At 64.0% G+C, this 20,425-nt stretch carries 19 protein-coding genes and 14 tRNA genes; 21 read left to right on the forward strand and 12 right to left on the reverse strand.

What is annotated here, in order from left to right:
• Positions 1 to 44 precede the first annotated feature (44 nt).
• From KAQ61_RS04905 to KAQ61_RS04970, 14 genes are all read left to right on the forward strand, one after another.
• Positions 45 to 120 (forward strand) — tRNA-Ala (locus KAQ61_RS04905).
• A 41-nt stretch (positions 121 to 161) separates the two neighbouring features.
• Positions 162 to 237 (forward strand) — tRNA-Glu (locus KAQ61_RS04910).
• Positions 238 to 285: 48 nt separating this feature from the next.
• Positions 286 to 362 (forward strand) — tRNA-Asp (locus KAQ61_RS04915).
• An 11-nt stretch (positions 363 to 373) separates the two neighbouring features.
• Positions 374 to 449, forward strand: a tRNA-Ala gene (locus tag KAQ61_RS04920).
• A 41-nt stretch (positions 450 to 490) separates the two neighbouring features.
• Positions 491 to 566 (forward strand) — tRNA-Glu (locus KAQ61_RS04925).
• Between the two features lie 48 nt (positions 567 to 614).
• Positions 615 to 691 (forward strand) — tRNA-Asp (locus KAQ61_RS04930).
• Between the two features lie 11 nt (positions 692 to 702).
• Positions 703 to 778: transfer RNA gene (locus KAQ61_RS04935), tRNA-Ala, on the forward strand.
• A gap of 41 nt (positions 779 to 819) precedes the next feature.
• A tRNA-Glu gene (locus KAQ61_RS04940) sits at positions 820 to 895 on the forward strand.
• Between the two features lie 48 nt (positions 896 to 943).
• Positions 944 to 1,020 (forward strand) — tRNA-Asp (locus KAQ61_RS04945).
• Between the two features lie 11 nt (positions 1,021 to 1,031).
• A tRNA-Ala gene (locus KAQ61_RS04950) sits at positions 1,032 to 1,107 on the forward strand.
• Between the two features lie 41 nt (positions 1,108 to 1,148).
• A tRNA-Glu gene (locus tag KAQ61_RS04955) sits at positions 1,149 to 1,224 on the forward strand.
• Positions 1,225 to 1,271: 47 nt separating this feature from the next.
• A tRNA-Asp gene (locus KAQ61_RS04960) sits at positions 1,272 to 1,348 on the forward strand.
• A gap of 77 nt (positions 1,349 to 1,425) precedes the next feature.
• Positions 1,426 to 1,501, forward strand: a tRNA-Glu gene (locus KAQ61_RS04965).
• Positions 1,502 to 1,551: 50 nt separating this feature from the next.
• Positions 1,552 to 1,628: transfer RNA gene (locus KAQ61_RS04970), tRNA-Asp, on the forward strand.
• A 121-nt stretch (positions 1,629 to 1,749) separates the two neighbouring features.
• Here the strand turns inward: KAQ61_RS04970 and KAQ61_RS04975 are convergent.
• Together KAQ61_RS04975 and KAQ61_RS04980 are read right to left on the reverse strand one after the other, a co-directional pair.
• Positions 1,750 to 2,508, reverse strand: a complete 759-nt coding sequence (locus KAQ61_RS04975) for a 3-hydroxyacyl-CoA dehydrogenase (protein ID WP_210930680.1) — start codon at positions 2,506 to 2,508, stop codon at positions 1,750 to 1,752.
• Positions 2,509 to 2,782: 274 nt separating this feature from the next.
• Complete coding sequence (locus KAQ61_RS04980; protein WP_042417177.1) at positions 2,783 to 3,337, reverse strand: phasin family protein; 555 nt, start codon at positions 3,335 to 3,337, stop codon at positions 2,783 to 2,785.
• Positions 3,338 to 3,585: 248 nt separating this feature from the next.
• On the opposite strand from KAQ61_RS04980, the gene KAQ61_RS04985 reads away from it, so the two are divergent.
• The 6 genes from KAQ61_RS04985 to KAQ61_RS05010 all read left to right on the forward strand — a co-directional run bounded on the left by KAQ61_RS04985 (position 3,586) and on the right by KAQ61_RS05010 (position 10,544).
• The gene (locus tag KAQ61_RS04985; RefSeq protein ID WP_154162583.1) at positions 3,586 to 4,038 is read left to right on the forward strand and encodes an acyl-CoA thioesterase; all 453 of its coding nucleotides are present in this window, start codon (positions 3,586 to 3,588) and stop codon (positions 4,036 to 4,038) included.
• A gap of 140 nt (positions 4,039 to 4,178) precedes the next feature.
• Complete coding sequence (gene pncB, locus KAQ61_RS04990; RefSeq protein ID WP_210930681.1) at positions 4,179 to 5,393, forward strand: nicotinate phosphoribosyltransferase; 1,215 nt, start codon at positions 4,179 to 4,181, stop codon at positions 5,391 to 5,393.
• Positions 5,390 to 6,799: a sodium:proton antiporter gene (locus tag KAQ61_RS04995; RefSeq protein WP_210930682.1), complete on the forward strand. Its 1,410-nt coding sequence runs from the start codon at positions 5,390 to 5,392 to the stop codon at positions 6,797 to 6,799. Before pncB ends, KAQ61_RS04995 begins: the two co-directional genes overlap by 4 nt.
• A gap of 3 nt (positions 6,800 to 6,802) precedes the next feature.
• Positions 6,803 to 7,807, forward strand: coding sequence for a 2-hydroxyacid dehydrogenase (locus KAQ61_RS05000; RefSeq protein ID WP_045266591.1), 1,005 nt, complete (start codon positions 6,803 to 6,805; stop codon positions 7,805 to 7,807).
• A gap of 101 nt (positions 7,808 to 7,908) precedes the next feature.
• A complete protein-coding gene (locus KAQ61_RS05005) occupies positions 7,909 to 9,327 on the forward strand; it encodes a DNA recombination protein RmuC (RefSeq protein WP_210930683.1) in 1,419 nt (472 codons plus the stop codon).
• Positions 9,328 to 9,332: 5 nt separating this feature from the next.
• Positions 9,333 to 10,544: an MFS transporter gene (locus KAQ61_RS05010; RefSeq protein ID WP_210931719.1), complete on the forward strand. Its 1,212-nt coding sequence runs from the start codon at positions 9,333 to 9,335 to the stop codon at positions 10,542 to 10,544.
• Between the two features lie 90 nt (positions 10,545 to 10,634).
• Here KAQ61_RS05010 and KAQ61_RS05015 read toward each other — a convergent pair whose 3' ends face one another.
• The 9 genes from KAQ61_RS05015 to KAQ61_RS05055 all read right to left on the reverse strand — a co-directional run bounded on the left by KAQ61_RS05015 (position 10,635) and on the right by KAQ61_RS05055 (position 18,808).
• Positions 10,635 to 11,519 carry an LOG family protein gene (locus tag KAQ61_RS05015; protein WP_042417163.1) on the reverse strand — a complete coding sequence of 295 codons (885 nt, stop codon included), beginning with the start codon at positions 11,517 to 11,519 and terminating at the stop codon, positions 10,635 to 10,637.
• 212 nt (positions 11,520 to 11,731) lie between these two features.
• Positions 11,732 to 12,103 (reverse strand): fluoride efflux transporter CrcB, encoded by a 372-nt coding sequence (gene crcB, locus KAQ61_RS05020; RefSeq protein WP_042417157.1) that lies wholly within the window; start codon positions 12,101 to 12,103, stop codon positions 11,732 to 11,734.
• 55 nt (positions 12,104 to 12,158) lie between these two features.
• Entirely contained in the window at positions 12,159 to 12,554 is a 396-nt protein-coding gene (gene mnhG, locus KAQ61_RS05025; RefSeq protein ID WP_210930684.1) for a monovalent cation/H(+) antiporter subunit G, read from the reverse strand.
• Positions 12,551 to 12,829: a K+/H+ antiporter subunit F gene (locus tag KAQ61_RS05030; protein ID WP_183301800.1), complete on the reverse strand. Its 279-nt coding sequence runs from the start codon at positions 12,827 to 12,829 to the stop codon at positions 12,551 to 12,553. The genes mnhG and KAQ61_RS05030 overlap by 4 nt, the downstream gene beginning before the upstream one ends.
• Positions 12,826 to 13,317, reverse strand: coding sequence for a Na+/H+ antiporter subunit E (locus KAQ61_RS05035; RefSeq protein WP_210930685.1), 492 nt, complete (start codon positions 13,315 to 13,317; stop codon positions 12,826 to 12,828). Before KAQ61_RS05035 ends, KAQ61_RS05030 begins: the two co-directional genes overlap by 4 nt.
• Complete coding sequence (locus tag KAQ61_RS05040) at positions 13,314 to 15,029, reverse strand: monovalent cation/H+ antiporter subunit D (RefSeq protein ID WP_183301798.1); 1,716 nt, start codon at positions 15,027 to 15,029, stop codon at positions 13,314 to 13,316. The genes KAQ61_RS05035 and KAQ61_RS05040 overlap by 4 nt, the downstream gene beginning before the upstream one ends.
• A complete protein-coding gene (locus KAQ61_RS05045; protein ID WP_042417147.1) occupies positions 15,026 to 15,391 on the reverse strand; it encodes a Na+/H+ antiporter subunit C in 366 nt (121 codons plus the stop codon). Before KAQ61_RS05045 ends, KAQ61_RS05040 begins: the two co-directional genes overlap by 4 nt.
• Positions 15,391 to 18,324, reverse strand: a complete 2,934-nt coding sequence (locus tag KAQ61_RS05050; RefSeq protein ID WP_210930686.1) for a monovalent cation/H+ antiporter subunit A — start codon at positions 18,322 to 18,324, stop codon at positions 15,391 to 15,393. The genes KAQ61_RS05045 and KAQ61_RS05050 overlap by 1 nt, the downstream gene beginning before the upstream one ends.
• Positions 18,325 to 18,454: 130 nt before the next feature.
• Positions 18,455 to 18,808, reverse strand: a complete 354-nt coding sequence (locus tag KAQ61_RS05055; RefSeq protein ID WP_244982982.1) for a ComEA family DNA-binding protein — start codon at positions 18,806 to 18,808, stop codon at positions 18,455 to 18,457.
• 432 nt (positions 18,809 to 19,240) lie between these two features.
• Between KAQ61_RS05055 and KAQ61_RS05060 the strand changes: the two genes are divergently transcribed.
• A complete protein-coding gene (locus tag KAQ61_RS05060; protein WP_042417134.1) occupies positions 19,241 to 19,510 on the forward strand; it encodes a hypothetical protein in 270 nt (89 codons plus the stop codon).
• Between the two features lie 39 nt (positions 19,511 to 19,549).
• Here the strand turns inward: KAQ61_RS05060 and asd are convergent, their stop codons facing one another.
• Positions 19,550 to 20,398: an archaetidylserine decarboxylase gene (gene asd, locus KAQ61_RS05065; protein WP_244982983.1), complete on the reverse strand. Its 849-nt coding sequence runs from the start codon at positions 20,396 to 20,398 to the stop codon at positions 19,550 to 19,552.
• Positions 20,399 to 20,425: the final 27 nt, after the last annotated feature.

Below are 20,425 nucleotides of genomic sequence, written 5' to 3' on the forward strand. Positions count from 1 at the left end.
CGAGGCTCTGCACAACGCGACATATTAATGTTGTGTTGTCAAGAGGGGGTATAGCTCAGCTGGGAGAGCGCTTGCATGGCATGCAAGAGGTCATCGGTTCGATCCCGTTTACCTCCACCAAATTTTGACGGCTGGCTGCAAAGCCAGAAGTTCTAGGAATTGACCCTATCGTCTAGAGGCCTAGGACATCACCCTTTCACGGTGAGTACCGGGGTTCGAATCCCCGTAGGGTCGCCAAGTTTGAAGCGCTGGTAGCTATCTAAAAAATAGCAAAGCTTCCTGCCAGGAGTGGTAGTTCAGTTGGTTAGAATACCGGCCTGTCACGCCGGGGGTCGCGGGTTCGAGTCCCGTCCACTCCGCCACAGATTCCCTTGGGGGTATAGCTCAGCTGGGAGAGCGCTTGCATGGCATGCAAGAGGTCATCGGTTCGATCCCGTTTACCTCCACCAAATTTTGACGGCTGGCTGCAAAGCCAGAAGTTCTAGGAATTGACCCTATCGTCTAGAGGCCTAGGACATCACCCTTTCACGGTGAGTACCGGGGTTCGAATCCCCGTAGGGTCGCCAAGTTTGAAGCGCTGGTAGCTATCTAAAAAATAGCAAAGCTTCCTGCCAGGAGTGGTAGTTCAGTTGGTTAGAATACCGGCCTGTCACGCCGGGGGTCGCGGGTTCGAGTCCCGTCCACTCCGCCACAGATTCCCTTGGGGGTATAGCTCAGCTGGGAGAGCGCTTGCATGGCATGCAAGAGGTCATCGGTTCGATCCCGTTTACCTCCACCAAATTTTGACGGCTGGCTGCAAAGCCAGAAGTTCTAGGAATTGACCCTATCGTCTAGAGGCCTAGGACATCACCCTTTCACGGTGAGTACCGGGGTTCGAATCCCCGTAGGGTCGCCAAGTTTGAAGCGCTGGTAGCTATCTAAAAAATAGCAAAGCTTCCTGCCAGGAGTGGTAGTTCAGTTGGTTAGAATACCGGCCTGTCACGCCGGGGGTCGCGGGTTCGAGTCCCGTCCACTCCGCCACAGATTCCCTTGGGGGTATAGCTCAGCTGGGAGAGCGCTTGCATGGCATGCAAGAGGTCATCGGTTCGATCCCGTTTACCTCCACCAAATTTTGACGGCTGGCTGCAAAGCCAGAAGTTCTAGGAATTGACCCTATCGTCTAGAGGCCTAGGACATCACCCTTTCACGGTGAGTACCGGGGTTCGAATCCCCGTAGGGTCGCCAAGTTTGAGGCACTTGACCTGCGAAAGCAGTTGCAAAGCTTCCTGCCAGGAGTGGTAGTTCAGTTGGTTAGAATACCGGCCTGTCACGCCGGGGGTCGCGGGTTCGAGTCCCGTCCACTCCGCCAGTTGCAGTCAGTCGCTTGATTAAAAAAGCGCCTTTTTACTAAAGGCGCTTTTTTAATCGGTAACGATTCCAGGTTTTGACCCTATCGTCTAGAGGCCTAGGACATCACCCTTTCACGGTGAGTACCGGGGTTCGAATCCCCGTAGGGTCGCCAAGTTTGAAGCACTTGATGTTGCTAAAAAGCAGTCGCAAAGCTTCCTGCCAGGAGTGGTAGTTCAGTTGGTTAGAATACCGGCCTGTCACGCCGGGGGTCGCGGGTTCGAGTCCCGTCCACTCCGCCATATAAATACCAAAGCCGCATTTATTTCGATAAATGCGGCTTTTTGCTTTGTAGCTGAGATGCCGATTTTTGGGCAACCCAAACCTCATACAAGAGGCTTTGGGGTTGTCGCTTTGCGCCGATTAGCGTGGAGCCAGGCGAATCGCGCCGTCCAGGCGAATCACTTCGCCATTGAGCATGTCGTTTTCAATGATGTGTTTCACCAACTTGGCGTAGTCTTGCGGGGTGCCTAGGCGGCTGGGGAAGGGGACGCCTGCAGCCAGGGCATCCTGGACTTCCTGGGGCATGCCGAACAGCATGGGGGTGCCAAAAATGCCTGGGGCAATCGTCATGTTGCGGATGCCGCTGCGTGCCAGATCGCGTGCAATCGGCAGCGTCATGCCGACCACACCGCCTTTGGATGCCGCGTATGCCGCTTGACCGATCTGCCCGTCATAGGCGGCCACGCTGGCGGTCGAGATCAGCACGCCGCGCTCGCCCGTGGCTTCGGGTTCATTCTGGCTCATGGCCTCTGCAGCCAGGCGGATCATGTTGAAGCTGCCCACCAGATTCACCGTGATCACCTTCTGATACAGCGCCAGGCTGTGGGCGCCGTGCTTGCCCACGGTCTTTTCGGCGGGAGCGATGCCTGCACAGTTCACCAGGCCCATCAGCTTGCCCAGGGTCGTGGCTTGCTGCACCACTGCTTGGCCGTCGGCCTCGCTGCTGACGTCGCAGCGCACGAAGCGGCCGTTGATCTCTGCAGCGACGGCCTGGCCCTTGTCGGCCTGCATATCGGCCACCACCACCTTGGCGCCATGGGCGGCCAGCATGCGTGCCGTACCTTCCCCCAAGCCGGACGCGCCCCCCGTGACGATGAAGACCTTGCCTTGGATGTCCATGTGTGCTCCTTGTATTTCGTTGACGTAAACGTCAATTATGAGAGCGGTGACAGCGAAATACCAGCACCCAAGGTGCGTGGAGGGACATCGGTCGCGATGCGCAAATGCAGGGGTAAAAAAAAGCCCGGTCAAAAACCGGGCTTGAAGGGATCCAAGAAACGGGGGTTTCGAGAGGATCCAAGGAGACAACTGGGGACCTTAAGAACAGGTCAATGTGTGTATTTTAGGGTAAACCCTAGACTTTGTCTAGATGATTGATCAAAGTCTTTGCAAATCAGCTTTTACGGCTGCTGGTCGCGGCGGCCTGCGTGGCCGAAGCGGCGGTGGCGGACACGGCCTTCAGGTTGGCTTCGGCCAGATCGGAGGCTTGCTTGACCGCTTTTTGCACGCTTTCGAAGGCGTTGTTGGCGGCAGACACGGCGCTCTTCATCACGGCCACGGCGGTTTCGGAACCGGCAGGGGCGTTCTTGGCGGTCGATTCCACCAGGTTGTTAAAGCCTTGCTGGAACTCGCCGGCCTTGGCTTCCAGCGTCTTGCTCAGTTCGGTGCTGGTGCTGGTGGCGATGTTGTACAGGTGGCGGTTGTAGGCCGCGGTCTTTTCGGCCAGGGGCTGGAACAGGCTGCTTTGCAGCGCCAGCAGCTCTTGTGCGTCCTTGACGTTCAGCAGGGCCTGGGTGTGGTTGGCGGCTTCGGTCAGGGCGGCGCGCGAAGCGGCCACGTTCAGTTCCACAATCTTTTCCACGCCTTCGAAGGCTTTGGTGGTCAGGCCGAACAGGGTTTCCAGGTTGGCCTTGTGGGTAGCGATGAGTTGCTCAGGTGTGAGTGCCATGGTGATCTCCTTACTGATGAAAAGGGGGAGTGCAGCTGCACCTGAAACTTCAAACTCTATGTTGCAGCGCAGCATGGATGTATTCTTAAGCAAGCTTCACATTGGTGCAAGCACTTTTTTGTGCAATGCAGCAAAAAAAATGTATGAACGGCCGCCTTTCCTGTAACTGGCTGTTTTTCTGGGTGTTTACCCGAGTCTGTCACCCCCAGGGCGGCTGCCGGGGCCGGGCGTTTGCACAATCACGGTCTATGACCAGCAAGCCCCAACTCCCTCGGCCCGCGCCCTTGCCCCGCACGGCGTTCCGGGTCTTTCGCGACATCCCCACCCGGTGGTCGGACAACGACGTGTACGGCCATGTCAACAACGTGGTGTATTACAGCTGGTTCGATACCGCCGTGAACGCCTACCTCATCGAGCAGGGGGCGCTGGACATCCACCACGGCAGCACAATCGGCTTGGTGATCGAGACCCAGTGCAACTACTTTGCCCCGCTGGCCTTTCCGCAGACTGTGCAAGCCGGGCTGCGTGTCAGCCAGCTGGGCAACAGCAGCGTGCGCTATGAAATCGGTCTGTTCGCCCAGGGGGAGGAGATGGCCGCGGCCGTGGGGCATTTTGTGCACGTGTACGTGGACAAGGCCTCGCGGCGGCCTTGCGCCTTGCCTGCCGCCTTGCGCGCCGCCCTGGAGCCGCTGGCCGCCTAGGCGCGCTGCCAGCATCCTTGAATTCGATAGCAGTCTGCGCCTGTGCATCAAGGGCAAGGGTGGGTTTGGGTGCAGATGTTCTGCCGCAGCCATGCCAGGGATTGGCCTACACTGTGGCTTTCGCCCTTGGGCTGCATGCCATGATCATTACCAGTCTGCTTGATACCGACCTGTATAAGTTCACCATGATGCAGGCGGTGCTGCACCAGTTTCCCGGTGCCCAGGTGGAGTACAAGTTCAAGTGCCGCAATCCCGGGGTGCAACTGGCGCCCTATGTGCAGGAAATCCGGGATGAGATCCGGGCCCTGTGCCAGCTGCGCTTCCAGGATGCCGAGCTGGCCTACCTGCGCTCGCTGCGCTTCATCAAGAGCGACTTTGTCGACTTCCTCAGCCTGTTCAAGCTGAACGAGAAGTACATCACCATCACCCCGCAAAGCAATGGCGAGATTGACATCGCCATCCGCGGCCCGTGGCTGCACGTGATTCCGTTCGAGATCCCGGTGCTGGCCATCGTCAACGAGGTGTACTTCCGCAACACCCAGCCCGTGCCCGAATTTCTGGAGGGGCGCCGCCGCCTCGATGAAAAGATCTGCCTGCTGCGGGGTGACGGCCTGGAGGGGTTGAAGATTGCCGACTACGGCACGCGCCGGCGCTTCAGCCGCGCCTGGCACGAAGAGGTGCTGCGCGTGCTGTGCGGCAAGCTGGGCACGGGCAGCCAGCGCCCGGCTCCGGGCCATGGCCCCGGGCAGTTTGCGGGCACCAGCAACGTGCTGTATGCCATGCGCCTGGGCATCACCCCGCTGGGCACCATGGCGCACGAGTTCTTGCAGGCCTGCCAGGCCCTGGGCCCGCGCCTGCGCGACAGCCAGGTCTTCGGCTTCGAGTCCTGGGCCAAGGAGTACCGGGGCGATCTGGGAATCGCCTTGTCCGACGTGTATGGCATGAGCGCCTTCCTGCGCGACTTTGACCTGTATTTCTGCAAGCTGTTCGATGGCGCGCGCCATGACAGCGGCGACCCGTTCGCCTGGGGCGAGCGTTTGCTGCAGCACTACCGCAACCACCGCGTCGATCCGCTGAACAAGACGCTGATCTTCAGCGATGCGCTGACCGTGCCGCGCACCATCGAGCTGTACCAGCGCTTCCATGGCCGCTGCCAGCTGGCTTTCGGCATCGGCACCAACCTGACCAACGACCTGGGTTATGCGCCGCTGCAGGTGGTCATCAAGATGACGCGCTGCAACGGCCAGCCGGTGGCCAAGCTGTCCGACACGCCGGGCAAGAGCATGTGCGAAGACAAGAAATACCTGGCCTATCTGCGCCAGGTGTTCGAGATTCCCGAGGAGACCAAAGAATGAAATATGCGCGCGCTGCCCTCGTGGCAGGCTCTATGGCGGCCTTGCCCGCCCTGGCCCAGGCGGCCGAACTGGACGGCGCCAGCCTGGCCCTGTGGTGGGCCGTGCCGTTTGCCGGCCTGCTGCTGTCGATTGCCCTGATGCCCTTGCTGCTGCCCAGCATCTGGCACCACCATTTCGGCAAGATCACCGCCGCGTGGGCCCTGGCGTTCCTGGTGCCCCTGGTGCTCACGCATGGGGCCGGGGCGGCCGCAGTCAGCTTTGCGCATGCGCTGCTGGCGGAGTACCTGCCGTTCGTGATCCTGCTGACGGCGCTGTACGTGGTGGCCGGTGGCATATATATCCGCGGCAGCCTGACGGGCACGCCGGTGCTGAACACGGCCATCCTGGCGTTGGGCGCGGTGCTGGCCAGCTTCATGGGCACGACGGGCGCCTCCATGCTGCTGATTCGCCCGCTGATCCGCGCCAATGCCCACCGCAGCAAGGTGGTGCACATCGTGGTGTTCTTCATCTTCATCGTCTCGAATGCGGGCGGCTCGCTGACGCCCCTGGGCGATCCGCCGTTGTTCCTGGGCTTTCTGAAGGGCGTGGACTTCAGCTGGACCCTGCTGCACATCTGGCCCCAGGCGCTGTTCCTGATCGGCATGCTGCTGGCGGTGTTCTTTGTGCTGGACTGCTGGATGGCACGCGGCGACGGCGCCGTGGCGCAGCCTGCGGAGACTGCGCGCGCCCCCTTGGGCTTCGACGGCAAGCTGAACTTTGCCCTGCTGGGCGCCGTGGTCGGCCTGGTGCTGCTGAGCGGCATGTGGAAAAGCGCGGTGGCCTTCGACATCCTGGGCACCGAAGTGGGCCTGCCCGGCCTGGTGCGCGATATCGGCCTGATCGGGGTGGCACTGCTGTCGCTGGTGCTGACGCCCAAGCAGGTGCATGCCGACAACCAGTTCGGCTGGGGCCCCATGCAGGAGGTGGCCAAGTTGTTCGCCGGCATCTTCCTGACCATCATCCCCGTCATCGCCATGCTCAAGGCCGGGGTGGACGGTCCGTTCGGTGCCATCGTGCGCGCGGTGACCAACCCCGACGGCACGCCCAACACCGCCATGTACTTCTGGGCCACGGGGGCGCTGTCGTCGTTCCTGGACAACGCGCCGACCTACCTGGTGTTCTTCAACACCGCCGGCGGCGATCCGGCCGCGCTGATGACGGCCCTGGCGCCGACGCTGGTGGCCATCTCGGCGGGGGCCGTGTTCATGGGGGCCAACTCCTACATCGGCAATGCGCCCAACCTCATGGTCAAGGCGATTGCCGAAGACCGCGGGGTGCGCATGCCCAGCTTCTTCGGCTACATGCTGTGGTCCACGGCCATCCTGATCCCGCTGTTCGTGGTGATGACTTACATCTGGTTCCTCTAAGCCATGTCGCGTCGCAAAATCCTCATCGCCCGCGCCATCGACCCCCAGGTCGTGGCCTTCTTGCAGCAGCACTTTGACGTCACGACCAACGCGGCGGACACCGTCTGGTCGCCCGCGCAGCTGGCCGCCCAGCTGCAGGGCCAGGACGGCGTGCTGACCACCGGCTCCGAGCGCATCGATGCGGCCCTGCTGGCCGCCTGCCCGCAGCTCAAGGTGGTGGCCAACATGGCCGTGGGCTTCAACAACTTCGACGTGGCCGCCATGGCCCAGGCCGGGGTGCAGGGCACGAACGCGCCCGATGTGCTGACCGAGACCACGGCCGACTTCGGCTTTGCCCTGCTGATGGCCACGGCCCGGCGCGTGACGGAGAGCGAGCACTACCTGCGCGCCGGCCGGTGGACCAAATGGAGCTACGACATGTTTGCCGGGGCCGAGGTGCACGGCAGCACGCTGGGCATCATCGGCATGGGGCGCATCGGCCAGGGCATTGCCAAGCGCGGCGCGCACGGCTTTGGCATGAACGTGGTCTATCACAACCGCTCGCGCCTGTCGCCCGCGCTGGAGGCCGAATGCAAGGCGCGGTATGTGAGCAAGGACGAACTGCTGCGCACAGCCGACCACGTGGTGCTGGTGCTGCCGTACACGGCCGAGAACCACCACACCATCGGCGCGGCCGAGCTGGCGCAGATGCAGCCCACGGCCACGCTGATCAACATCGCGCGCGGTGGGATTGTGGACGACGCCGCCCTGGCCCAGGCCCTGAAGGCTGGCCAGATTGCCGCCGCCGGCCTGGACGTGTTCGAGGGCGAGCCCTCGGTCCATCCCGCGCTGCTGACGGTGCCGAATGTGGTGCTGACCCCGCACATCGCCAGCGCCACCGTGGCCACGCGCCGCGCCATGGGCCGGCTGGCGGCCGACAACCTGGTGGCCGTGCTGGGCGGCCAGGCGCCGCTGACCCCGGTGAACGCGCCGGATGCCACCGCGCGCGCTGTGCGCTGGGCAGTGTGAAAAAATAGGAGCTGGTGGCGCGCGTCCATCCTGCTTTTCAGGTATGAAAGTGCCTGAATGCAAGTGTTCGCTTGCGCTGCCAGCTCTGTTTTTATAAAGGAATGCACGTGGACTGGATGCCCTGGGTGTTGCTGGCGCTGCTGCTGGCGGTGGTGCTGCTGCAATTGCTGCACTGGTTCCAGCCGCGCCCCCAGCCGGCCGACCTGGACCTGCTGGAGCGCCTGGAACACCTGGAGCGTGCCCAGCAGCTGGCGCAGATGGCCGTGGCCAAAAGCGAGGGCGCACTGACCGGCCTGGGCCAGCAGGTGCAAGGCCTGGTGCACAGCCTGGGCCAGAACCAGACCACGGCGGCCGACAGCCTGCGCCAGTTGGTGGACGCCCACATGCAGCGCCAGTTGCAGGAGGCGCGCCACAGCCGGCAGGAGCTGCAGCAGCACTTCACGCAGCTGCAGCAGGCCCTGGGCCAGCAGCTGCAGCGCCTGAACCAGGACAGCCACCAGTCGGCCGAGCAGCTGCGCGGCACGCTCAACGAGCGGCTGGCGACCATCCAGGCCGACAACGCGGCCAAGCTGGAGGAAATGCGGCGCACCGTGGACGAGAAGCTGCACGCCACGCTGGAGCAGCGCCTGGGCGAATCCTTCAAGCTGGTCAGCGACCGGCTGGAGCAGGTGCACAAGGGCCTGGGCGAGATGCAGTCCCTGGCCAGCAGCGTGGGCGACCTCAAGCGCGTGATGACGAATGTGAAGACGCGCGGCACCTGGGGCGAGGTGCAGCTGGGCGCCATCATCGACAACGTGCTGACGCCCGACCAGTACGCCAAGAACGTCAAGACCGTGCCGGACAGCAACGAGCTGGTGGAATTCGCCATCCGCCTGCCCGGGCGCGACGGTGCGCAGCCGGTGTGGCTGCCCATCGACGCCAAGTACCCGGTGGAGCACTACCAGCGCCTGCAGAACGCCATGGACGAGGCCGACAAGGCCGGCATGGCCGCGGCGGGCCAGGCACTGGAAAGCTCCATCCGCGGCGAGGCGCGCAAGATTGCCGCCAAGTACGTGGCGCCGCCGCACACCACGGATTTCGCGATCATGTACCTGCCCACTGAAGGCCTGTTTGCCGAGGTGATGCGCCGCCCCGGCCTGGTGGAAGCGGTGCAAAATGAGTGCCGCGTGGTCATCACCGGGCCGGCCAATCTGGCCGCCATGCTCAACAGCCTGCAGATGGGCTTCAAGACGCTGGCGATCGAGCAGCGTTCCTCCGAAGTCTGGGGGGTGCTGGGCCAGGTCAAGACCGAGTTCGCCAAGTTTGGCGAGGTGGTCGAGGCGACGCGCAAATCCATCGATGCGGCGGCCAAGAAGTTCGAGCAGGTCGACGTGCGCACCCGCGCCATCCAGCGCAAGCTGCGCGACGTGCAGGAGCTGCCCGATGCGGCAGCGCTGGCGGCCGCATCGCCTGCCGCACTGCCGCAAGGCCGTGCACCGTCACCGTCCCTGGGGGGCGTGGCGGATTCTGAGGACGAATGAATCTTGTGAATGGATCCTTGCTGCGCCTGATCCTGGCGCAAATCTCCATCCATGCCTGCATGACGGGCATGCGCATGGCGACCCCGCTGCTGGCCTTGCGCGAGGGCTACAGCCCGGCGGCGGTCGGCGTGCTACTGGCACTGTTTGCGCTGACCCAGGTGTTTTTGTCGCTGCCCGCCGGCCGCTATGCGGACCGCCATGGGCTCAAGCGCCCGCTGGCCATCAGCGTGGTGGCGGCCAGCCTGGGCGCCGGGCTGGCGGTGATCTTCCCCATGTACCCGGTGCTGTGCCTGGCGGCGCTGCTCAGCGGCGGGGCATCGGGTGCCGCCATCATCGCCCTGCAGCGCCATGTGGGGCGCGAGGCGCACGACAAGGTCACGCTGCGCAAGGTCTTCAGCTGGCTGGCAATTGGCCCGGCGGTCTCCAACTTCCTGGGGCCGTTCATGGCCGGTCTGCTGATCGACTATGCGGGCGGCGAGGCGGCCAGCACCACGGGCTTTCGTGCGGCCTTCCTGCTGATGGCGCTGCTGCCGCTGAGTGCCTGGCTGTGGGTGCGCACGGTGCCAGAACACGCCAGCGAGCCACCCCCCAGCTCGCCGCGCTCCGGCACGGCCTGGGACATGCTGCAGCACCAGGGCTTTCGCCGCCTGCTGCTGATGAACTGGGCCCTGTCGTCGTGCTGGGACGTGCACACCTTTGTCGTGCCCATCCTGGGGCATGAGCGCGGCCTGTCGGCCTCGGTGATCGGCACCATCCTGGGCGCGTTTGCGATTGCGGCGGCCGCCATCCGCGTGCTGATCCCGCTGCTGTCCGAGCACCTGAGCGAATGGAAGGTGGTGCTGGGCGCCATGGTCTGTGCCTGCGCGCTCTTCATCGCCTACCCCTTCATGCCGGGCGCCTGGTCCATGATGGGCTGCTCCATCGTGCTGGGCCTGGTGCTGGGTTCGGTGCAGCCCATGGTGATGAGCATGATCCACCAGATCACCCCGGCGCACCGCCAGGGTGAGGCCCTGGGCCTGCGCATGATGGCCATCAACGGCTCCAGCGTGGTGATGCCGGTGCTGTTTGGCTCGATTGGCACCGTGGTCGGGGTGTCGGCCCTGTTCTGGGCCGTGGGGGCCATCGTGGGCAGCGCGGCGCGCCTGCCCTGGCTGATGGGGCAGCACGACCTGAAGCCCGAGCACCTGCCGCCGCAGCCCGAGCGCCACGGCGATTGAGGCCGGACGCCGGCATCAAAAAAGCGACCCCATGGGGTCGCTTTTTGCTGGTGTGAGGGCCGACTGGGCTGCGCCCAGTGCAGCACGCACTCAGTCCGGCAGGCTGTAGAAGTCCTTGATGATGGCCCAGGCCGCTTCGGGCGTGTCCACGAAGTGGAACAGGTCCACGTCCTGCGGGGAGATCATGCCTTCCTCGATCAGCAGGTCGAAGTTGAACAGCTTCTGCCAGAACGCGCGGTCGAACAGGATGATGGGCACGGGCTTGACCTTGGTGGTCTGCACCAGGGTCAGCACCTCGAACAGCTCGTCCATGGTGCCGAAGCCGCCGGGGAAGGCCACCAGCGCCTTGGCACGCATCATGAAATGCATCTTGCGCAGCGCGAAGTAGTGGAACTTGAAGCACAGCTCCGGCGTGATGTAGCGGTTGCCCTGCTGCTCGTGTGGCAGCAGGATGTTCAGCCCCACGTTGGCAGCGCCGGCTTCGTACGCGCCGCGGTTGGCGGCTTCCATGATGCCGGGGCCCCCGCCGGTGCAGATGTAGATGCGCTGCTCCTTGGGCTGGCGCTGGCTGTGTTCGGCCACCAGGTGGGCGAAGGCGCGCGCGCTTTCGTAGCGCTGGGCATTGCGCACGTCGCGCTCGGCGGTGCGGATCTGGGCCGCGTCGCCGCTGGCCTGCGCCAGGGCCAGGCGTTCCTGCGCCGTGGCCGCATCCACAAAGCGGGCGCTGCCGTAGACGACGACCGTGTGTTCAATGCCGTGGGCCTGGTGGCCCAGGTCGGGTTTGAGCAGTTCCAGCTGGAAGCGGATGCCCCGTGCCTCGCGGCGCGCCATGAACTCGGGGTCGGCAAAGGCCAGGCGGTAGGCGTCGGGCAACATGGGGTCGGCCACCACGCTGTCGCGCACGGCGGCGGGCGCATCCAGCGGTGCCAGCTCTTCGGCCAGCGAGCGCTCATGCAGGGAAGTCATCGCGTCCATAAATCTCCAATTGCACTGTCACGGGAACAAGGCCTGATCTTCGCAGATTGCAGGCCCCCAGCGACCAAGATGAATGCTGGCTTTGTGGATTTACAGTGGCTGCCCCCGGTTCGGGGCGATCTGTCCATGTTGCTGTTGCCCAGCCGGTCGCCTGGACATGGGCGCAGCAGGGCCCATGCCTTGGACGGAGGGAAGGGCTGGGTGGTCCTGCGTCAGCGCAGGGCCTGCACCGTGGCCAGGCCGGCAATGGTCAGCGCCAGCGAGGCGGTCAGGTGCGACACGGTCCAGGCCAGGGCCAGGCCCCAGCGCTGGGCCTGGAGCATGCCCACGACTTCGGCCGAGAAGCTGGAGAAGGTGGTGAGCGCGCCCAGGAAACCGGTGACGATGGCCAGGCGCCAGACCGGATCCAGCTGGGGCAGGGCATCCAGCCAGCCCACGGCCAGCCCGATGCCGTAGCCCCCGATGGCATTCGCCAGCAAGGTGCCCCAGGGCAGGCCGCCGGGGGCACTGAGCCACAGGCCCAGGCGCCAGCGCAGCAAGGCCCCCAGGCAGGCGCCGGTGCAGATGGCAATCACATGCAGCATGGTGTGGTGGGGTATGAAATTGGCATCCAGCCCTTGTTGGGTAAGCGCAGAATGCTCAGTTTTTAGGGGCTTCTTCGGGTGCTTCGTGCTGGGGCTCGTTGGGCACGATGCGGCTGACGCTGGGCGGCACGTCGCGGCCGGCGCGGCGGGCGCGGAACAGGGCGGCACGCATCAGGAAGATGGTGGTGATGGGCACGGTCACCGCGATGAACACCGCAATCAGCAGGGCGTGCAAGGCCAGGCCCTGGCCTGTGGCGGTGAAGAAGACGAAGGTGGCCCACATGATGAGCCAGCAGCCCATGGTGGCGATGATGGAGGGGGCGTGAACCCGCTCGAAGTAGCTTTTCAGGCGCACCAGGCCCAGCGAGCCCAGCAGTGCAATCGTGGCACCGCCCAGCACCAGGGCGGCGATCAGCACCTCGGCCCACAGGGGCAGTGGGACTTCGTTCATTCAATCACCTCCCCGCGCAGCAGGAACTTGGCCATGGCGGTCGAGCTGACGCAGCCGAACAGGGCGATCAGCAGCGCCGCCTCGAAGTACATGGACGAGCTGTACAGAATCCCCAGCACCAGCATGGCCAGCATGCCGTTGAGGTACATGCAGTCCAGTGCCAGCACGCGGTCTTGTGCGGACGGGCCCTTGAGCAGGCGCGTCAGCGTGCAGGCCATCGCCAGCACCAGCAGGAACAGGGCCAGGGACAGAACCCATACCAACCATTGGCTCATTCGAAAATCTCCATCAACGGGCGCTCGTACTTGGTTTTGACGTGGTCGATGATCTCTTGCGGATCGCCGACCTCCAGCACGTGCAGCAGCATCACCGAGCGGTCGCGCGAGATCTCGGCCCACGAGGTGCCCGGTGTCATGCAGGTGATCATGGCCAGCACCGCCAGGCCATTCGGGTCGCGCAGCTCCAGCGGAATGTGCACAAAGGCGGCCGGGTGCTTGCGCATCGAGGGGAAGGCCAGAAAGCGCACCACGTTGAAGTTGGAGATCGAGGTGTCCACCACGGCGTTGGCGGCCAGCTTGAGGATGGTCCAGGGGCTGCGCACCCGCACCGGCAGGGGGCGCAGGCCGCGTGTCACCACCGGGATCAGCAGGCCCAGGATGCCGCCTAGCACCAGGTGGCCGGCGCTGACTGAGTGATTCAGCAGCAGCCACAGCAGGAACAGGGCCACCGACAGCAGGGGCGCAGGAAACAGGAGCTTCATCATGGCTGTGACTCCCGCAGGTTGGTGTTGGGCACGATCTGGCCGGGATTGGGGATCGGTTTGGTGGCCATCACGGCCTGGATGTAGGTGCCTGGCGCATGCAGGGCATTTGCGGCGTTCTGGGTGTACTGCATCACATGGTCGGCCTTGACGGTCAGCACGATGCACAAGGCCATCAGTGCGGCGATCGGCAGGCCTTCGGCCACGCGCAGCTCGGGCGTGCCGCGTTCATGGGTGGCCCAGAAGTGGCGGATGCCGGCACGCGTCAGCGCGATCAGGGCAAACAGCCCAGTGCTGATCATCAGCGTCAGCAGCACCCAGCCCCATTGGCCTGCCTGGTAGCCAGCGGACTGACCCAGGCCCATGGGGTTGATCAGGTTGGTCAGCATGGCGAACTTGCCGATGAAGCCGGACAGCGGGGGCAGGCCGGCGACCACCAGGGTGCACATGATGAAGGCCAGGCCCAGGAAGGCGGCCGAAGCCGGGATGGCGCGGCCGATCAGCACCCGCTCGTTTTCGTCCAGGTTCAGGCCCTGGGTCGGCACCAGCTCGGCGCTCAGGAAGGGGGCTTCCTCGTCTTCGAAGTCGGTCAGCGAGCCATCGTTGCGCCAGCGGTCCATGATGTCAGCCAGCATGAACAGGATGGCCACGGCCAGGGTGGAGCTGGGCAGGTAGTACAGCAGTCCGGCGGTCAGCATGTTCTGGCCGAAGCCGATGGCGGCCAGCAGCGTGCCCGAAGACAGGATGGCGGCATAGCCTGCGAGGTGCGTGAGGCGCGTGGCCGCCAGGGTGCCGATGCCGCCAAACACCATGGTGACCATGCCGCCGGCAATCAGCCACATCGAGCCAAACGCGGCCGATTCACCGGCCTCGCTGGAGAACATCAGCGTCCACAGGCGCAGGATGGTGTAGATACCCACCTTGGTCATCAGCGCGAACAGCGCGCCGACCGGGGCGGTCGCGGCGCTGTAGGCCGGCACCAGCCAGAAGTTCAGCGGCCACAGCGCGGCCTTGATCAGGAAGGCCGTGGCCAGGATGCCGGCAGCGGTGTGCAGCAGGCCACGGTCGGCGCTGGAGACATTCGGGATGGCCTGGGCCAGGTCGGCCATGTTCAGCGTGCCGGTGATGCCATACAGCATGGACACGCCGATCAGGAACAGCGAGGACGCCGCCAGATTGATGGCGATGTAGTGCAGGCCGGCCTGCACGCGCAGGCGCCCCGAGCCGTGCAGCAGCAGGCCGTACGAGGCGGCCAGCATGATCTCGAAGAACACGAACAGGTTGAACAGGTCGGCCGTCAGGAAGGCGCCCGACAGGCCCATCAGCTGCAGCTGGAACAGCGGGTGGAAGTGCACGCCGGCCTTGTGCCAGCGGGCCGCGGCAAACACGCTGGCTGCCAGGGCAATGCTGCTGGTCAGCACCAGCATCAGGGCGGTCAGACGGTCCAGGGCCAGGACGATGCCGAACGGGGCCTGCCAGTTGCCCGGCAGGTAGACCCCCAGGGTGGTGCTGGAGCCGGCTTGGTCGGCCCACACCAGCAGGGCGATGGCCACCAGCAGGCCCAGGGCTGTGGCACCGATGTTGAGTACTACCTTGATGCTCTGTTGCTCTTCCTTCAGGAGCAGCATGAGCGCAGCCATCAACATCGGCAGGATGATGGGGGCCAGCATGAGGTGCGGCATCAGCGATGCCAGCCAATCCAGAATCAGGCTCATGGCATCTCCTGCACATCGCGCGAGCGGACACCGTCCACATGGTCGGTGCCGGTCATGCCGCGCGAGGCCAGCAGCACCACCAGGAACAGCGCGGTCATGGCAAAGCCGATCACGATGGCCGTGAGCACCAGGGCCTGGGGCATGGGGTCGGCGTAGTGGGCCAGGGTTTCAGGCAGGCCGGGGCGCAGCACGGGCTCCTTGTCGATCGCCAGCCCTTGGCGGCCCATGCTGAAGATGAACAGGTTGACGGCGTAGGAGAGCAGGGACAGGCCCACGATGACCTGGAAGGTACGGGGCCGCAGCAGCAGCCACACGCCCGAGCCGGCGAGCACGCCGATGGCAATCGCCAAGACGGTTTCCATCAGCGGCCTCCTTCCTGCGCGGCTTGCGCTTCTTGTTGCATGCGGTCGTGGTAGCGGTGGCCGCGTACCGATTGGTGGGCAATGGCCGTCAAGATGAGCAGGGTGGAACCCACAACCAAGGTGAAAACTCCTATGTCGAAGAAGGTGGCGCTGGCCAGGTGGATCTGACCCAACCAGGGCAGACTGAAATGGAAGGTGTGGCTGGTCATGAAGGGGTAGCCTGCCGCGATGGAACCCAGGCCGGTCAGGATGGCGAACAGCAGACCGAAGCCGATCCAACGGCGTGGATACAGCGGCATGTGCGCTTCCACCCAGTGTGTGCCGGAGATGATGTACTGCAGCAGCAGGGCCACCGAGAACACCAGACCGGCGACAAAACCGCCGCCAGGCTCGTTGTGGCCCCGGATGAACAGGTAGACCGAGACCATGGTGGCAAACGGCAGCAGCAGGCGCACCAGCACCGCAGGCACCATCAGGTAGCCGACGGCCGTGTCCCCCGCATGGCGCGGGTTGATCAGGTCGGTCTGCAGGTCGCCGGGCAGGTAGCGCTGCTGCTCGGGGATGTCCATGGTTTCACGGGCCGGGCGGAAGCGGCGCAGCAGGGCATAGACCGTCAGGGCGACGATGCCTAGCACCACGATCTCGCCAAAAGTGTCAAACCCCCGGAAGTCGACCAGCATCACGTTCACCACGTTGGTGCCACCGCCCTCGGTGAGCGCGCGTTCCAGGAAGAAGGTCGAGGTGCTCTCGGGGAAGGGGCGGCTCATCATGGTGAAGGCCAGCCAGCCCACGCCACCGCCGGCGGCCAGGGCAATCAGCAGATCGCGGAGGCGGCGTGCGCGGGCGCGCAGTTCGGTCGACAGCGCGGGAATGCGCAGGTTCTTGTCGCGCTTGGGCAGCCAGCGCAGGCCCAGCAGGATCAGCACCGTGGTGACCACTTCGACCACCAGCTGTGTCAGTGCCAGGTCAGGTGCGGAGAACCACAGGAAGGTGATGCAGGTGCACAGCCCCGCACCGCCCAGCATGATCAGTGCCGCCATCCGGTGGTACTTGGCCTTCCAGGCTGCGCCCAGGGCACACAGGCCACCGATCAGCCAGAGCACGACGAAGGCGGGGGACAGCGGCAGGTTGGCACGGTGGCCCAGTTCCAGACCGCGGATCCACAGCGGCAGCACACCGGTGGCCAGGGCCACCAGCACCAGCCACAGCATTTGCCACTGCAGGTGGTGCGTGCTGAGCAGACGCCGCGTGTTGCGCGCCAGCAGGGTCAGGCGGGCGATGACGTTCTCGAACATGCGCTTGCCATTTAGTTGCTGCAGCAGCGGTGCGTCGTACTGGAGCGCCCCCTGCAGGCGCAGCCAGCGCAGGCTGGCGTACAGCGCGATGCCGCCGATCAGGGCCACGATGCTCATCACCAGCGGGGTGTTGATGCCGTGCCAGACCGCCAGGCTGAATGCCGGAAGGTTGCCCCCGACCACGGGCAGCGCAGCGGCATTCAGGAAGTCACCGACGATCCAGGCCGGGAAGATGCCGACCAGCAGGCAGATCAGCACCAGCAGTTCGACGGGCACGCGCATCCAGTGTGGGGGCTCGTGCGGTTTGCGCGGCAGGTCCTGGGCCTTGGGGCCGAAGAACACATCGGCGGTGAAGCACAGGGAATAGGCCACGCTGAACATGCCGGCGATCGTTGCGGCCAGCGGCAGGGCGATGCTGACCCAGTGGTCTGCATCGACGAACACGGTCTCCGCGAAGAACATTTCCTTGGACAGGAAGCCATTGAGCAGCGGCACCCCGGCCATCGCCGCGCTGGCCACGCAGGCCAGAGTGGCGGTCACGGGCATCATCTTGCGCAAGCCCGACAGGCGGTCCATGTCCCGGCTGCCGCTTTCATGGTCGACGATGCCGGCCGCCATGAACAGGGACGCCTTGAAGGTAGCGTGGTTCATGATGTGGAACACGGCCGCCACGGCCGCCAGCGGGCTGTTCAGGCCCAGCAGCAAGGTGATCAGGCCCAGGTGCGAGATGGTGGAATAGGCCAGCAGCCCCTTGAGGTCGCGCTGGAACATGGCCAGGAACCCACCAATCAGCAAGGTGGTGACGCCGGAGCCCCCCACCAGCCAGAACCACTGGTCGGTGCCGGACAGCACGGGCCACAGCCGCGCCATCAGGAAGACACCCGCCTTCACCATCGTGGCCGAATGCAGGTAGGACGACACGGGCGTGGGCGCGGCCATGGCATGCGGCAGCCAGAAATGGAAGGGGAACTGTGCGCTCTTGGTCAGTGTGCCCAGCAAGATCAGCAGCAGCATGGGTGTGTACAGATCGTGGGCGCGCACCTGCGCGCCCGCGGCCAGGACGTTCTCCAGGTCATAGCTGCCGACGATGTGCCCCAGGATCAGCATGCCGGCAAACATGCACAGGCCGCCGGTGCCGGTGACCGTCAGGGCCATGCGGGCGCCACGGCGTGCATCCTGGCGGTGGTGCCAGTAGCCGATCAGCAGGAAGGAAAACAGGCTGGTCAGTTCCCAGAAGAAGACCAGCTGGATGATGTTGCCCGAGAGTACGACGCCCGACATGGCGCCCATGAAGGCCAGCAGGAAGGAGAAAAAGCGCGGCACCGGGTCGGCCGGCGACATGTAGTAGCGCGCATACAGCACCACCAGCGAGCCAATCCCCAGGACCAGCATGCTGAAGATCCAGGCAAACCCGTCCATGCGCACCACGAAATTCAAGCCCAGTGCAGGCAACCAGGTCAGTTCCTGGCGTATCACGCCGCCATCTGCAATCTCCGGAAAGAACAAGGCGGCCTGGATGGCGCACGCCAAGGCAATGATGCCGGCCAGCGTGGACTCCGTGTTGCGCGCATTTGCAGGCAGCACGGCGGCGAGCAGGCTTCCAATGAAGGGCAGAAGGATGAGCGAGATCAGGGGCATGAATTCTTGTTGTGGGGTTCGATGGTCTCGGGTGCTATGGAAATCTGAGCTTGAAAGGCCAATGCCTGATAGCGTACAGCAACAAAAAAGCCCGCCATTGGCGGGCGTTTTTTAAGCATAAATGAGAAATTCACATCTTTTCTGTTTTTTTGCCTGTAGTTTGTGCGGGCTTTGCTGGGGATGGATCCGGGGCGGTGGCTTTGGCTTTGGTGGCGCTTTGGTTGGCCGATGACTTGAAGGTCTGCCCGTTGACGGTGAGCCCGCCTTCAGAAAGCTTGCCGGCCGAAGTGGGTGCTATCCCTTTGACACGCGCGATCAGGTCGTCCCAGTTCTTGAACGGCCCTTGCTTGCGGGCGTCGATGATGCGGGTGGCTGTGGCGGGGCCTATGCCCTTGACCTCCGTCAGCTCGGCCGATGTGGCCTTGTTGGCATCGACGGCTGCAAACGCCAGTGCTGTGTAGGCTGCCAGAAAGAAGGTGAGCAACTTTTTAAGCATGGGGTGTCTCCCTCAACAGTTAGAGATGAAATATGTGCACAAAGTGCATGCCCATGCTAAGAGACTGCAGCGGTTGGATGAAGTGGGGAGGGATGAAATTCTGGCTAATCGGTGCCTGATGGATCAAAGGTTGTGCGGCTGTCTTGGTGGCGGTTAGATTGGTGGGTTGCTTTGAGGGCACCTGCCTGTGGTGAAGGCTTTCGCGATCGCCCCTCCAGGACGTGAGCCGGTCCGTATTCACCGCGTGCTGCATTGGTGGGTGATGAATTGGCCGGCGCGAACGGGTGCAGCGTGCTGACACCGAGGCCATCGAGCTTTCCTGGAGTAAAACTACAAAACGTGTGAGCTTGGAAAAAATTGCTCAACTTTCTGCGGCAGCTGCCGAAGAGAAACTTGTTCGTATTTTTAAAGGCATGGTCTATGTTGCTAGTAAGCCCCAGTTCTGCAGGTTCTGCCCATGCGCAACCCGAAGCCCGCTCCTGCACCTTTCAGATGCCTGTGTTCAAGCCTGGAACGCGCGTGCTGCGGGCGGGGCGCGAGGAAACCGTGAGTCACGTGGTGCTGCGGCGCCGTGAAATGATGGTCTACCTGATCGGGCACGAAGAACCCGTGAAGCCCGAGCGCCTGAGTCTGACGCCGACGTGGTTCACCACGACGCGCCGCCCCGAAACCCTCAGCTGGTATCTGTAAGCGGCAGGCATAAAAAAAGCTCCCTCAGGGGAGCTTTTTTTATGCCGCTTGCGTGGCCATGACCTGTCCCAGGCGCACGGGGCTCGCAGCCTGCCATGCAGGGTTGAACTCCAGCGTGCTTTTCGGGGTCAGTAGCACAATCGTGGACCCCAGCAGGAAGCGGCCCATCTCCGCGCCCTGCGCCAGTTGGATGTTCTGGTCCTCATAGCGCCATTCACGAATCTTTCCTGGGCGCGGGGGGTTGACCACGCCATGCCAGGTGGTGGCCATGCTGCCGACGATGGTGGCACCCACCAGCACCATGACGAAGGGGCCGAAGGCTCCGTCAAACACGCAGACCACGCGTTCGTTGCGGGCAAACAGCCCCGGAACCCCGCGCGCCGTGGTGGGGTTCACGGAAAACAAATCGCCCGGGACGTGGATCATGCGCAGCAACCGGCCGGCACACGGCATGTGGATGCGGTGGTAGTCTTTGGGGCTCAGGTAGATGGTGGCGAAATGGCCATCCTGGAATTGCGCTGCCAGCTGTGCATCGCCGCCAACCAGGGCCTGCGTCGAATAGTGGTGGCCCTTGGCCTGGAAGATCTGGTCACCGGCAATCTGGCCCAGCTGGCTGATGGCGCCATCCACCGGGCAGATCCAGTCTGCAGTCGCCAGGGGGCGGGCATCTGGCTTGAGCGCCCGTGTGAAGAAGGCGTTGAAGCTGGGGTAGGCGGCCGGATTGGGGTCGAGCGCCTCGGACATGTCAACGTTGTAGCGCTTGATGAACCAGCGGATCACGGATGTGGTGGTTGTACCGCCTTGCAGGTTGGCGAGGCGCCCCATCAATTGCGTGAGTGCCTGTTTGGGCAGAAGGTATTGGGGGAGAACCGAGAGGCGATCAGACACAGGCAACCATAAAGAGGGGAAAGAGGG

The sequence above is a fragment of the Comamonas aquatica genome (genome assembly GCF_018064205.1).
GTDB classification, from domain to species: domain Bacteria; phylum Pseudomonadota; class Gammaproteobacteria; order Burkholderiales; family Burkholderiaceae_C; genus Comamonas; species Comamonas aquatica.

Excerpts from the sequence above, each read along its gene's own strand:
- KAQ61_RS04975 (WP_210930680.1), bottom strand. The coding sequence starts at position 2,508 with ATGGACATCCAAGGCAAGGTCTTCATCGTCACGGGGGGCGCGTCCGGC.
- KAQ61_RS05045 (WP_042417147.1), bottom strand. The coding sequence starts at position 15,391 with ATGGAAACCGTCTTGGCGATTGCCATCGGCGTGCTCGCCGGCTCGGGC.
- mnhG (WP_210930684.1), bottom strand. The coding sequence starts at position 12,554 with ATGAACGAAGTCCCACTGCCCCTGTGGGCCGAGGTGCTGATCGCCGCC.
- KAQ61_RS05015 (WP_042417163.1), bottom strand. The coding sequence starts at position 11,519 with ATGGACGCGATGACTTCCCTGCATGAGCGCTCGCTGGCCGAAGAGCTG.
- KAQ61_RS04995 (WP_210930682.1), top strand. The coding sequence starts at position 5,390 with ATGAAATATGCGCGCGCTGCCCTCGTGGCAGGCTCTATGGCGGCCTTG.
- KAQ61_RS05035 (WP_210930685.1), bottom strand. The coding sequence starts at position 13,317 with ATGATGAAGCTCCTGTTTCCTGCGCCCCTGCTGTCGGTGGCCCTGTTC.
- KAQ61_RS05040 (WP_183301798.1), bottom strand. The coding sequence starts at position 15,029 with ATGAGCCTGATTCTGGATTGGCTGGCATCGCTGATGCCGCACCTCATG.
- KAQ61_RS05060 (WP_042417134.1), top strand. The coding sequence starts at position 19,241 with ATGTTGCTAGTAAGCCCCAGTTCTGCAGGTTCTGCCCATGCGCAACCC.
- KAQ61_RS04985 (WP_154162583.1), top strand. The coding sequence starts at position 3,586 with ATGACCAGCAAGCCCCAACTCCCTCGGCCCGCGCCCTTGCCCCGCACG.
- KAQ61_RS05005 (WP_210930683.1), top strand. The coding sequence starts at position 7,909 with ATGCACGTGGACTGGATGCCCTGGGTGTTGCTGGCGCTGCTGCTGGCG.
- KAQ61_RS05050 (WP_210930686.1), bottom strand. The coding sequence starts at position 18,324 with ATGCCCCTGATCTCGCTCATCCTTCTGCCCTTCATTGGAAGCCTGCTC.
- pncB (WP_210930681.1), top strand. The coding sequence starts at position 4,179 with ATGATCATTACCAGTCTGCTTGATACCGACCTGTATAAGTTCACCATG.
- KAQ61_RS05030 (WP_183301800.1), bottom strand. The coding sequence starts at position 12,829 with ATGAGCCAATGGTTGGTATGGGTTCTGTCCCTGGCCCTGTTCCTGCTG.
- KAQ61_RS05000 (WP_045266591.1), top strand. The coding sequence starts at position 6,803 with ATGTCGCGTCGCAAAATCCTCATCGCCCGCGCCATCGACCCCCAGGTC.
- crcB (WP_042417157.1), bottom strand. The coding sequence starts at position 12,103 with ATGCTGCATGTGATTGCCATCTGCACCGGCGCCTGCCTGGGGGCCTTG.
- KAQ61_RS04980 (WP_042417177.1), bottom strand. The coding sequence starts at position 3,337 with ATGGCACTCACACCTGAGCAACTCATCGCTACCCACAAGGCCAACCTG.